This is a genomic window from Microbacterium sp. (assembly GCF_035556355.1).
Taxonomy (GTDB): Bacteria; Actinomycetota; Actinomycetes; order Actinomycetales; family Microbacteriaceae; genus Microbacterium.
Genome location: NZ_DATMFG010000018.1, coordinates 1 through 12,241, shown reverse-complemented (window position 1 = coordinate 12,241; position 12,241 = coordinate 1). Strand labels below are relative to the sequence as shown.

Genomic DNA, 12,241 nt, shown 5'->3' with positions numbered 1-12,241 from the left:
CGGTGCTCTCACGATCAGGAGGACTCATGTCCACGCTGCCCAGCGACGTCGGCCCCGCGGTGAGCGCGGTCGACGGGGAGCGGCTCATCGCGCCGGAGGCGCCCGAACCGCCGAGTCGCCGTCGGCGATTCCGGCAGGCCGGGGGCTTCACGCCGTACGCGCTGCTGACACCGGCGCTCATCGCGCTCGTCGTGATCACGGGGTGGCCGCTCGTGCAGCTGCTCGTCATGTCGTTCCAGGAGTTCGGGCGCGCGCAGGTCTTCGGCGCCCCGCCCGAGTTCATCGGACTCGACAACTACCTCGAGGTCCTCGGCGACTCGGAGTTCTGGCAGGTCCTCGGCCGCTCGGTCGTCTTCGCGGCGGTCTGCGTCGTGATCACGATGGTGCTCGGCGTGCTCGTCGCGCTGCTGCTCAGGCGCCTCGGCGTCGTGCTGCGAACGCTCGTGTCGATCGGACTGCTCCTCGCGTGGGCGATGCCTCCGCTGTCGGCCACGATCGTGTGGGGCTGGATCTTCGACACGAACTACGGCGTGCTCAATCACATCCTCGCGAACTGGTTCGGCCTCGAGCAGTTCGTGGGGCACGCGTGGCTCATCAACCCCCTGAGCTTCTTCTTCGTCGCGACGATCATCATCGTGTGGGGCGCGATCCCGTTCGTCGCCTTCACGGTCTACGCGGGTCTCACCCAGGTGCCCGACGAGGTCATGGAGGCGGCTCAGCTCGACGGCGCCGGCAGCGCGAAGCGCTTCTTCCTCGTGGTCGTGCCGTACATCAAGTCGATCCTCATCATCGTCACGATCCTGCAGGTGATCTGGGACCTGCGGGTCTTCACGCAGATCTACTCGCTGCAGTCGATCGGAGGCCTCGCCGAGCAGACCAACACGCTCGGCGTCTACATCTACCGCGTCTCGCTCGGCTCGGGTGACTTCGGCGTCGGCGGCGCGATCTCGGTGATCGTCGTCCTGCTTCTCGTCGCGATCTCGATCCTGTACGTGCGCCGGAGCGTCCGCGAGGAGGCCCTGTGACCACCGCCACCCTCACCCCGCCGTCGGCGCCGGTCACCGCATCCGCGCCGGCCCGTCGTCGCCGGAGCCCGCGACGCCGCGTCCGCGGAGTCCTCGCCGGGATCGCCGCGATCGTCGTGTTCGTCGCATCCGTGTTCCCCGTCTACTGGATGGTCAACACGTCGTTCCAGCCGAACGCGCAGGTGCGCGGCAGCGACCTGCACCTCTGGCCCGACAACGCGACGCTCGACAACTACGTCAACGTCATCTTCCACTCGGCGCGCGCGCCGTTCCTGCCCGCGCTCGCGAACTCGGTCGTCATCACGATCATCACGGTCGTCGTCGCGGTCGTGTTCGCGTTCCTCGCGGCGATCGCGGTCACGCGCTTCCGGTTCCGCTCGCGCGCCGCGTTCATCATCTCGATCCTGATCATCCAGATGATCCCGGCCGAGGCGATGATCATCTCGATCTTCCGCCTCATCGACGGGTGGAACCTGCTCAACACCGTCATCGGCCTGTCGGCGGTGTACATCGCGACGGTGCTGCCGTTCACGATCTGGACGCTGCGCGGCTTCGTCAACGGCGTGCCCGCCGAGCTCGAGGAGGCCGCGATGATCGACGGCCTGAGCCGGTCCCAGGCGTTCTGGCGCATCACGTTCCCGCTGCTCATGCCGGGCCTCGTCGCGACGGGCATCTTCGGGTTCATCCAGGCGTGGAACGAGTTCGTGTTCGCGCTCGTGCTGAACCCGCGTCCCGAGGCGATGACGCTGCCCGTGTGGCTGCGCACGTTCCTCGACCCGAACGGGGGCATCAACTGGGCCGAGCTCATGGCGGGATCGACGCTCGTCGCGATCCCCGTCGTCGTGTTCTTCCTCTTCGTGCAGAGCCGCATGACCAGCGGCCTCGTGGCCGGGGCGGTCAAGGGCTGATGGGCGAGCAGGCGCAGGCCGCCTCCCGCGGGGAGGCCGGCCGATGAGGGTCGGGCTCGATGTCGGAGGCACGAAGACCGAGGTGGTCGCGGTCGACACGGAAGGCGTGGTCGCCGGTCGCGTGCGTATGGCGACGGGATGGGGGCCGGATGCGGTGACCCGAACGATCGTCGACGGCGTCCGTGCGCTCGGGGTGGAGGCCGGGATCGACCTCGGCGCGGTGCGCTCTGTCGGCGTGGGCATTCCGGGGCAGATCGAGCCGGGCACCGCGCGCGTCGTGCACGCGGTGAACCTCGGGGTCGAAGAGCTCGATCTCGCGGCCGCCGTCGGGCCGCAGCTCGGCGTGCCGGTGCGGGTCGAGAACGACGTCAAGGCCGCGGCGCTCGGCGCGTACGCGCTGCACGGCGGCACGGGAACCATGGCGTACCTCAACCTCGGCACCGGCATCGCGGCGGGCATCGTCGCCGACGGCGAGCTGTGGCGCGGCACGCGCGGCGCCGCGGGCGAGGTCGGCCACATCTCGGTCGACCCGAACGGCCCCGTCTGCCGCTGCGGACAGCGCGGATGCATCGAGGCGCTCGCCGGCGGCGGCGTCATCGCCGAGCGCTGGGGTCTGTCCGGCGCGCTTCCGGTGCGTGATGTCTTCGACGCGGCCGACGCCGGTGACACGCGCGCCCTCGAGCTTCGACGCGACCTCGCACGGGGTGTCGCAGCCTCGGTGCGCGTGCTCGTGCTCACGGTCGATGCCGACGTCGTCGTGCTCGGCGGTGGCATCACCGCCCTCGGCAACCGCCTGCTGGGCGACGTCGTGAGCGAGTTGCGCGCCAGCGCCGAGGCATCCGCGTTCATGCGTTCACTGCGCCTGGAAGACCGCGTCGAGCTCCTCCCCGCCGGTTCGCCCGCGGCCGCGCTCGGCGCGGCGCTCATCGGCGCCGCCCACGACCCCGAGGAGGCTCTCACCCATGGCTGAGGTCATCATCGTGTCGTCGGAGCAGGAGGCGGGCGCGATCGTCGCCGACGAGATCGTGCGGCTCATCCGCGCGAACCCCGAGACGGTGCTCGGGCTGGCGACGGGCTCGACCCCCCTGCCGGTCTACGAGGCGCTCCGCCCGCGGCTCGAGGGCGTGGATGTGTCGCGCGTGCGCGGCTTCGCGCTCGACGAGTACGTGGGGCTCGACCCGGCGCATCCGCAGTCGTACCGCTCCGTCATCACGCGCGAGGTGGTCGAGCCGCTCGGTCTCACGCCCGAGCTCATCCGGACGCCGAACGGCTCGCTGGACGGAATCGAGCACGCGGGTGACGACTACGAGCGCGCGATCGTCGAGGCGGGCGGCGTCGACCTCCAGATCCTCGGGATCGGGACGTCCGGCCACATCGGCTTCAACGAGCCGGGCTCGTCGTTCGCGTCGCTCACGCGCGTGAAGACGCTCATCGAGCAGACGCGTCTCGACAACGCGCGCTTCTTCGACTCCGTCGACGACGTGCCGATGCACTGCATCACACAGGGCCTCGGCACGATCCTGCGGGCGCGGCACCTCATGCTGCTCGCGTTCGGCGAGAACAAGGCGGATGCCGTCGCCGGCGCCGTCGAGGGTCCGGTGACGGCATCGTGTCCGGGTTCGGCGATCCAGCTGCATCCGCACGCGACCGTCGTGGTCGACGAGGCCGCCGCGTCGCGCCTCGAGCACGCGGACTACTACCGCTACGCGTACGCCAACAAGCCGGAGTGGCAGGGGCTGTAGCTCACTCCCTTCTCTCCTCGCTCGCCGAGTGCACGGGTTGCCGTCGAGTGCACGGGCTGTCTGCGTGGCGAGGTCGTGCACTCGACGCGAGGTCGTGCGCTCGGGGCTAGCGTGGGCCGCATGGAAGTGCGGGTGGCGCATCCGGATGAGCTGCCCCATGTCGTCGCGCTGCGCCTCGCGTGGGCGCGCGAGGGCGTGGGCGGGGGAGGGGGATTGATCCCGGCGCTCCGGGCCGAGGGTCCGGGTCGTCGAGTGCACGACTTCCCATCGAGTTCACGGCTTGCCCACGTCGCGAACTCGTGCACTCGGCGCGAGGTCGTGCATTCGCGGAGGGGCGGCCGCGTCCTAGGCTGAAGCCGTGGACGACGCCGCACCCGGACACGACGCGCTTCGCCGCACCCTTGTCGTCGGTGGCGCGCTCCTCATCGCGAGTGCCGTTGCACGCCTCGCGTGGCTGATCGTCGTGTCGCGGGGCGTGGCGGTCCCGCTCACAGCGCTGCACTGGAGCAGCACACTGGCGTTCTCCGCCGCGCTGCTGGTCTTCGCGTTCGGACTCCGCCGCAGTCCGTCCGGCAGCATCGTGGCTCGCCGCCGACTGGCTGTCACGGCGATGGTCGTGCTCGCGGCGTGGCCGCTCGTGGAGGGCGTCGTCTCATCGCGCCTGCCCTTTACACCCGGCACCGCCGACTTCCACAGGGGGATCGGCTATGCGTCCATTGCGGTCCAGCTCGGAGCGTCGATCGTCAGTGTGGTCGCGATAGCACGTGCCGGGGTCATCCGAGGCCCGTTGCGGTGGGCGCCAGCATGGGCCCTCGCGTCGGTGGCGGTCCCTCAACTCCTGATCCAGGTCTTCGGTGCAGCGTCGGGACCGGATCTGGCGGCATCCGAGACCGATGTGATCGTGACGGTCATGACTCTCGGGCAGCTCGCCGTCGTCGCGGCGCCGCTCACCCTCGGTGTTCTGTCGCTCATGCTCGCGAGCCGCAGCGCCGCGCGGGAGCACCCGGCGGTCGAGGTCTTCTCGTCGAGCAGATCCTGACGGGGCCTCGACGCCGGCATGTGCCGCGGGGCGGGGATCCCTTCGGCCGGATCGCCTCCTGCCGATGACGTCCTCCGGCGGTGGTCGCGCCGAGCAGAGGCGATGCCGCGAGGCGAGGGCATTTCGCGCTGAGATGTCCTCTGCTCGCGATATCCCCTCGCGCGGAAGGACCGCTGCGACGGGCGGCGATGAGGAGTCGGCTCAGCGAAGGAGATGGTGCAGACGTAGGACCGACGCCGCGAAGACGTCCTACGCCCAGACCATCTCCTACCGCGAGAACGCCCGCCCGCGACTCACGCCCACGCGTGCCGGATGAGGTGATTCCGGCTCAGCGGCGCGAGGGGAGTGTGCTCGACCTCGTCCTCGGCGAGCCACCGCAGCTCGGCGATCTCGGCGCTCGCGGCGGCGAACGGCCGGTCGACCCGCAGCAGGTACGCGTCGGCGACGACGACGTGGTCGGGCTCGTTGGCGGCGGCATCCGTGAATCGCCCGAGTGGGACGAACGACGCCGGATCCGCTTCGATCCCCGTCTCCTCGGCCACCTCGCGCACGGCGGCGTCGAGCGCCGACTCGCCGGGGTCGGGCTTGCCGCCCGGCTGCTGGAACACGGATGCGCCGCGCTTGCGCACGACGAGCGCCCGGTCGCCTGCGACCACGACGACCGCGCTCACGCGCACCTCGGGACTCACCGCGCGAACACCTTGCCGGGGTTGAGGATGCCGAGCGGGTCGAACACCGCCTTGATCTGCCGCTGCAGCTCCCACTGGTCGTCTCCGAGCTCGTCGGCGAGCCAGCGGCGCTTGAGCACGCCGACGCCGTGCTCGCCCGTGAGCGTTCCGCCGAGGCGAAGGGCCGCGCGGAACAGGTCGTCGGCGGCGTCCCAGATGTGATCCGGCGCCTCGACGATCCCGTGCACGTCGGGCACCGCCTCGAAGATGAAGTTCGGGTGCAGGTTCCCGTCGCCCGCGTGGGCCACGGTCGGGATCGTGACGCCGTGGTCGCGCTCGACGCGCGCGATCTCGTCGAACATCGCGGGGAGCATGCTGCGCGGCACGGAGACGTCCTCGATGAGGGCGGTGCCGAGCGACTCCATCGCCGGATGCATCATCCGCCGGATTGTGAGCAGTCGCTCGCCCTCCTCCCGGTCGTGCGACAGCGCGACGGCGCCGCCCGAGGCGCGCAGCACCTCGGCGATCGCATCCGCCTCGGCGACCGCTGCGGGCCCGTCGGTCTGGATCGTGAGCTGCGCCGCACCCGGTGTGGGTGGTTCGAGCTTCAGCAGCGCGTGGACGGCGGCGAGCGAGTGCGCGTCCATGAGCTCCATGATGGCGGGCTGCGCACCCGACGAGGTGACGGCGGCGGATGCCACGGCCGCCGCCCGCACGTCGGGGAACGTCGCGGCGATCGTGCACACCTCGCCCGGCACGAGCCGGCGGAGCTTCAGCGTCGCCCCGACGACCACGCCGAGCGTGCCCTCCGACCCGATCACGAGCGACGTGAGGTCGAGGCCCGTCACGCCCTTCACGGTGCGGTGCCCGAGGTGCAGAAGTCGGCCGTCGGCGAGCACGAGATCGACGCCGAGCACCGCATCGCGCACGACGCCGTACTTCGCGCACAGCAGGCCCCCGGCGCCCGTCGCGATGTTGCCGCCGACCGTCGAGATCGCCCGGCTCGCGGGGTCGGGCGCCCACCACAGCCCGTGCTCGGCGAGCGCCGTGTTGAGGTCGGCGTTGAGGATTCCCGGTTCGACCACCGCGAGGAGGTCGTCCGGACGCACCTCGAGGATGCGGTTCATCGCCCGCAGCGACAGCGCGATCTCGCCTTCGCCCGCGTTGGCGCCGCCCGCGAGGCCGGTCGCGGCGCCCCGCGCGACGACGGGTGTGCGGGTCTCGGTCGCGATGCGCATCGTCTGCTGCACGTCGACGATCGAGGCCGCGTTCACGACCGCGAGGGGAAGACCGGATGCGGCATGCCCCGATTTGTCGGCTCGCGCAGCCGCGAGCGCGTCGGGCGTCGTGTCGACGCGGTCTCCGAGGGCCGCGCGCAGCCGGTCGACGACGTCGACCATGGCTCAGGCGAACCGGCGGCGACCGGCGATGACGCCGACCGTCACCGCCACGACTCCGAAGATGAGCCCGACCCACGTCGCGCCCAGGCTCCACCAGGCGATCGTCGCGGACACGTACACGAGCAGTTCGACGACGGCGCGCACGAACGGATGCACCGCGAACACGGCGCGCGGTGAGACGAAGAGCGCCCACACCACGATCGCCACGGCCGGGGTGGCGATTCCGAAGACGATGTTCCACGGAAGGGGCCAGGAGACGAAGCCCCAGATCGCGAGGCTCGCGAACGCGAAGAGCTCGCACACGAATGCGAGGATGTCGATGCCCGTGATGCGGGGGACGGTGCCCGGCTCGGTCGTCGCGGGGGTGTTGTCGGGCTTGTCGGGCATGACCTCCAGTCTACGTCCGGGCACTGCCGCCGACCGCTTCGGCGGCCCCTGCTCAGCGAGGCAGCGCGGCGAGGATCGCGCGCAGGTCGACGAGGCGGCTCAGCCGTGTGGATCCGATCGGTCCGGCCCGGTCCGCGGTGACGTAGCGCAGACCCACGGACGCGTCTGCGAGCAGCTGCGGCAGCGTGGGGCGGATCGACGCGATGGCGCCACCGCCCCCGTCGAGTGTGATCCGCTGCTTGACCGATCCGGCGAGGAGCACCTCGACCGTCGAGCCTGCCGCACCCGAGACCGGGATGTGCAGCGTCAGACGCATGCCGGCCGAGAACTCCGGTGTCGCGCGCGACGGCGTCGGCACACCCGCGGGGAGTGGATCGACCGCCGGCGGGTCGGGGTCGGCCGCGGGCGGATCCGGGTCGACGGGAGTCGTGGGCGGGGTGCCCGGATCCGGATCGCCCGCGTCACCGCCTCCCGGGTCGCTCGGCGCCTCGGGCTCGGCTGCCACCGGCGGAGCCGTGCGGGGCGCGACGGGCTCCGTCACCGGCGGCGTCTCGTCGATCGGAGGGACCGGCCGGTCGGGGGTCGGCTCGGGCGTCGGCTCGTCGGGGGTCGGCTCGGGCGTCGGCGCTTCGGGAGCAGGCGTGACGTCGGGTCCGGTGGCGGGGCCGACGACGAGGTCGTCGAGCGACCCCCTCTGAGCCGCCGCCTCGGCGACGGTCGAGGACTGCTGCAGCGAGGGCAGCACGGCAGCCGCCGCCACGACTCCGCCGATGACCACGGTCGCGGCCACGGCGAGCGCCGCGATGCCGCCCGCGCTCGAGAGCACACCGCCGCCCGTCGCGCCGCCGGAGCCCACGGCCGAGGCGGCGCCGGACCCGGAAGCGCCGGTGGCGCCGGATGCCCCGCCGCCCGCCGCAGCGCCCACGGCGGGCGTCGCGACGATCGCGTCGGGCATCGCGGGGACGACGCCCGCCGCCATGGCGACGCTCGTCACGCCGCCCTGCAGCGACGCGAGATACGACGCAGACCCGGCCGCGCCCAGCACGAGCGGCAGCAGCACGAGCGCGAGCCGGTTCGAGACGTCGCGCGCCTCGGCCGCGACGATCGCGCAGCGCGCGCACTCCGCGAGGTGGGCCTCGACCTTCCCGCGGTCGCGGCGGCCGAGGTTCGAGCGGGCGTACGCTCCGAGGTGCTCGATCGTCCACTGACAGTCCGATCCATCGGCCACACTGCGCAGATGCGCCTGGATCCACGCTTCGCGCAGGCCCTCGCGCGCGCGGAACGCGAGCTGGCTGACCGCCGCCGCCTTCATTCCCAACAGGGGCGCGACCTCGGCGGGCCGCATCTGCTCGATCTCGGTGTACCAGAGCACCTCCTGCCAACGCGTGGGGAGGCTCTTGAACGCCTGTGCGGTGATCCCGCGATCGAGCGCGTCCTGTGTCGCCTGCTCGCCCGAGTCGGGGTCTTCGACCGCCTCGAGCTCGTCGATCGCGACCTCGCGTCGACTGCGCCCCCAGCTCGCCGCGGTGTTGCGGATGCTGGTGAAAAGGTATGCGCGGAACGACCCCGTGGGACCGCCGCCCTTGAGGATCGCCTGATAGATGCGCGCGTACGCCTCCTGCACGAGGTCGTCGGCGTCGAGGCTCGGCGAGACCGAGGTCGCGACGACGATGCCCGATCGGTAGTGGCGTCGCCACAGCTCGCCGAACGCCTCGCGGTCGCCGGAGCGTGTGCGGAGCACGAGGTCGGCATCCGCCGTCTCGGTGAACGCGGGGGGCGCGGTGTCGTGTCGGGTCATCTCTCACTCTCGGCGCGTCTCACGGCGCCGGCCGGGTCACCGGCGTCATTCACGAGACGCACGCAGTCGGGTCTGCGTTACGCGTTCCGACCATTCTCACGGTCTCACGGCGCGAGCCGCACCGCATCCCCATTCCAGCCCGATGAAAAAAATCTCAGGAGTCGCGTAACGGATGCCGCATCCCCGCGTCTCATGTGCAGAGACGTCGTTCGGGTCGGGGGGCTGACGCGGGCGGCGGTGCGGGGGGCGCGGGCGAGAGTCCGCGGCACAGGGCAGGGCCCGGAAGCGCTCGGGGGAGACGCTTCCGGGCCCCCCGTCTCTCCCCGTTCCGCCGTCCGCGTCAGACGGGTTCGCCCGCGACCCACACGCGCTGCACGCGCAGCTCTTCGTCGAGGAGCACCGCGTCGGCGACCGACCCGATCCCGAGCCGGCCGAGATCGCGGCGGCCGATCGCGCGGGCGGGGGTCGCGGAGAGAGCCGTGAGAGCGACGTCGAGCTCCACACCCGTCGCGACGACGTTGCGGAGTGCCTCGTCCTGCGTGAGCGTCGATCCCGCGATCGCCCCGCCGTCGGACAGGCGCGCGACGCCGTCCGCGACCTCGACATCGAGTCCGCCGAGCTCGTACCTCCCGTCGGAGGCACCCGCCGCCGCCATCGCATCGGTGACGAGCGCGATGCGCCCGGGCGCCGCGTCGAAGGCCACGGCGACGAGCGACAGGTCGACGTGCACGCCGTCGGGGATGAGCTCGAGCGTCACGCGGTCGTCCCGCAGTGCCGCGACGACCGGGCCGGGGGCGCGGTGGTGGATGCCCCGCATCGCGTTGAACGCGTGCGTCACGATCGTCGCCCCGGCGTCGAACGCTCGCGTCGCGGCATCCGCATCGGCATCCGTGTGTCCGATCGCGACGGCGACGCCCGCATCGACGAACCGTCGTATCGCGTCGTCCGCGCCGTCGAGCTCGGGCGCGATCGTCGCCTGACGGATCGTGCCGCGACCGGCCTCGAGCAGGCGGTCGACGGATGCCGCATCCGGCGCGCGCAGCAGCGATGCCGTGTGGGCGCCCTTGTGCCCGGGGTCGAGGAAGGGCCCCTCGAGGTGCGAGCCGAGGATCGTGGGGTCGGCCTCGGCGAGCTCGGCGACGATTGCGGCGCGCTGCGCGAGATCGTCGATCGACGCCGTCACGAGCGACACGACGGCGCGCGTCGTGCCGTGGGCGCGGTGCATCGCGCGGGCGGTCGCGATCGCGTCGGCGCCGTCGTCGTAGGTCGCGCCGCCGCCGCCGTGACCGTGGATGTCGATGAAGCCGGGGGCGAGGCATCCGCCCTCACCGTCCACCGCGTCGCGCGGTGCGAGCGCGCGCCAGCCGTCACGCGTGCCGCGGTCGACGACGACACCGCCGTCGATCGCGACCCACACGTCGTCGTCGCCCGACCACACGGAGTGGACGACGAGATCGACGCTCACTCAGACGCCCAGGGGATCTCGTCGGACGGGTGGAACGCGATGCCGAGGCAGGTCCACAGCGGTCCGAGCGCACCGACGCGCTCGCGGAACGACTCCCACGTGCGCAGGTCGCTGGCACCCGTCGCGGGCGACCACGCCGCCTCCGCCGCCGCCGCGATCCGCGGGAACGCCAGGTGGTCGATGTCGTCGGCCGAGCGGACGGTCTCGGTCCACAGCGGCGCCTCGACGCCGAGGATGTCGTCGTCCTCGATGCCGTCGATCACGTCGGACGGCTCCCACGAGTAGGCCTGCTCGACGCTCGTGGGGCCGTTCGCCCACGACAGCCCGAGCGTCGTCGACTCGTCGTACTTCATGTCGAGGTAGACGGCATCGGCCGGAGACAGGATGAGCTTCGAACCGAGCTTGACGAACCCGCGCGCGTTGTCGTCCATGCCCTCAGTCGGCTGCACGAAGCCCCAGTACTGGCCGATCGTGTCGTCGGACAGGTCGGGTGCGGCGCCGGCTTCATGCCATGCGATCGGGATCTTGTCGAGATCGGAGATGAGGCGGCTCGTGCGCTCGACGAACTCGGCGAAGTCCTCATCGGCCGTGCCGTGGGCCTCGTCGCCGCCGAAGTGCAGGTACGGGCCGGGCGTCATGCCCGCGAGCTCGCCGAAGACGTCCGCGACGAAGTCGTAGGTCGCCTCGTCGTGGATGCGCAGCGACGAGAAGCCGACGGCGATCCCCTGGTAGGGGACGCCCGCAGCGGGCAGATCGCCGCCGAACACCTCGATCGTCTCCCGCACGCGGTCGGTGATGACCGGCTCCTCGACGAGCTCGGGATACGCGAGCCCCACCGCGTGCGTGTGCCCCGGCATGTCGACCTCGGGGACGACGGTCATGTGACGCGACGCCGCGTACTCGACGATCTCGCGGTAGTCGGCCTTGGTGAAGAACCCTCCCGGGTCGCCGCCGACCGACGTCGCCGACGCGCGCTCCGTGAGCTCGGGGCGTGAAGCGAGCTGGATGCGCCACCCCTGGTCGTCGGTCAGGTGGAGGTGCAGCACGTTGAACTTGAGCCCGGCCGCGCGGTCGATGTAGCCCTTGACCGTCTCGACGGGGTGGAAGTGGCGGGCGACGTCGAGCATCACGCCGCGATACGCGAAGCGCGGGGCATCCGCGATCTCGACGGCGGGAACGACCCAGCGGCCGCCGTCCCGCGCGACGAGCTGTCCGAGCGTCTGCACGCCGTAGAAGAGCCCCGCGGCGTCGGCTCCCGAGATTGCGACGGATGCCTCGTCGACCGTCAGCCGGTACGACTCGGCGTCGCCCGACCCCTTGTCGACGTCGAGGCGGATGACCCGCGCGTCGTCCTCTGCGGACGCGGATGCCCCGACCTCGAGCCCCGTGCGCGCTTCGAGGAGCGCGGTGAGGACGGCGGCGGCATCCGCGTCGCCTTCGATGCGTACCTGCGCATCGAGCGGGAATGCGGCGGACTCGCGGGCGGAGATGGACGCGGGGGCGGGGACGACGGAGAGCTCGGTCACAGTGTCTCCATTCTGGGGTGCCGACGTGCACGCGGCCAGAGTCGCGCCCAGGGGTGATGCCCGGGGCGAAGGCGGTCCGTCCGCGACGACGAATCATGTAAAGAGCCCTAACAAAAGGGGTCGCGATCAGCCTAGCAGTGCGCTTTCGGCTATGCTTCCGGTGTCGCGACTGGCGTTGAGGTGGGCCCACCACCGGGGAGCGACCGTCACGGCACCGACCGCACGCCTGGGCCGGGCCACGGAACACCGTCGCTGCGCGACGGCCTCGACAACCGAGTTCTGC

Annotated in this window: 11 protein-coding genes and 1 riboswitch; of the genes, 5 read left to right on the top strand and 6 right to left on the bottom strand. The window is 71.7% G+C overall.

The annotated features are described in order from the left end of the window. The first annotated feature begins 26 nt into the window (after nt 1-26). From VNR19_RS03465 to VNR19_RS03445, 5 genes are all read left to right on the top strand, one after another. Nucleotides 27-1,025: a carbohydrate ABC transporter permease gene (locus VNR19_RS03465; protein WP_325723928.1), complete on the top strand. Its 999-nt coding sequence runs from the start codon at nt 27-29 to the stop codon at nt 1,023-1,025. Continuing rightward, a complete protein-coding gene (locus VNR19_RS03460; RefSeq protein WP_325723926.1) occupies nt 1,022-1,933 on the top strand; it encodes a carbohydrate ABC transporter permease in 912 nt (303 codons plus the stop codon). The genes VNR19_RS03465 and VNR19_RS03460 overlap by 4 nt, the downstream gene beginning before the upstream one ends. Before the next feature lie 43 nt (nt 1,934-1,976). After that, nucleotides 1,977-2,903, top strand: coding sequence for an ROK family protein (locus VNR19_RS03455; RefSeq protein WP_325723924.1), 927 nt, complete (start codon nt 1,977-1,979; stop codon nt 2,901-2,903). Next, nucleotides 2,896-3,675, top strand: a complete 780-nt coding sequence (locus VNR19_RS03450) for a glucosamine-6-phosphate deaminase (protein WP_325723922.1) — start codon at nt 2,896-2,898, stop codon at nt 3,673-3,675. The genes VNR19_RS03455 and VNR19_RS03450 overlap by 8 nt, the downstream gene beginning before the upstream one ends. A gap of 358 nt (nt 3,676-4,033) precedes the next feature. Further along, entirely contained in the window at nt 4,034-4,714 is a 681-nt protein-coding gene (locus VNR19_RS03445; RefSeq protein WP_325723920.1) for a hypothetical protein, read from the top strand. A gap of 293 nt (nt 4,715-5,007) precedes the next feature. Here VNR19_RS03445 and VNR19_RS03440 read toward each other — a convergent pair whose 3' ends face one another. The 6 genes from VNR19_RS03440 to VNR19_RS03415 form a co-directional block, all read right to left on the bottom strand. Beyond that, nucleotides 5,008-5,403: an NUDIX hydrolase gene (locus tag VNR19_RS03440; protein WP_325723918.1), complete on the bottom strand. Its 396-nt coding sequence runs from the start codon at nt 5,401-5,403 to the stop codon at nt 5,008-5,010. Next, nucleotides 5,400-6,782 carry an FAD-binding oxidoreductase gene (locus VNR19_RS03435; RefSeq protein ID WP_325723916.1) on the bottom strand — a complete coding sequence of 461 codons (1,383 nt, stop codon included), beginning with the start codon at nt 6,780-6,782 and terminating at the stop codon, nt 5,400-5,402. The genes VNR19_RS03440 and VNR19_RS03435 overlap by 4 nt, the downstream gene beginning before the upstream one ends. Nucleotides 6,783-6,785: 3 nt before the next feature. Beyond that, nucleotides 6,786-7,169, bottom strand: coding sequence for a YrdB family protein (locus VNR19_RS03430; protein WP_325723914.1), 384 nt, complete (start codon nt 7,167-7,169; stop codon nt 6,786-6,788). Nucleotides 7,170-7,221: 52 nt separating this feature from the next. Then, on the bottom strand, nt 7,222-8,967 hold the full coding sequence (locus VNR19_RS03425) for a sigma-70 family RNA polymerase sigma factor (RefSeq protein WP_325723912.1): 1,746 nt from the start codon (nt 8,965-8,967) through the stop codon (nt 7,222-7,224). Nucleotides 8,968-9,307: 340 nt separating this feature from the next. Beyond that, nucleotides 9,308-10,432, bottom strand: coding sequence for an N-acetylglucosamine-6-phosphate deacetylase (nagA, locus tag VNR19_RS03420; protein ID WP_325723911.1), 1,125 nt, complete (start codon nt 10,430-10,432; stop codon nt 9,308-9,310). Beyond that, nucleotides 10,429-11,958 carry a beta-N-acetylhexosaminidase gene (locus VNR19_RS03415; protein WP_325723909.1) on the bottom strand — a complete coding sequence of 510 codons (1,530 nt, stop codon included), beginning with the start codon at nt 11,956-11,958 and terminating at the stop codon, nt 10,429-10,431. Before VNR19_RS03415 ends, nagA begins: the two co-directional genes overlap by 4 nt. Before the next feature lie 155 nt (nt 11,959-12,113). Then, nucleotides 12,114-12,197: riboswitch (ZMP/ZTP riboswitch) on the top strand. The last annotated feature ends 44 nt before the right edge of the window (nt 12,198-12,241 follow it).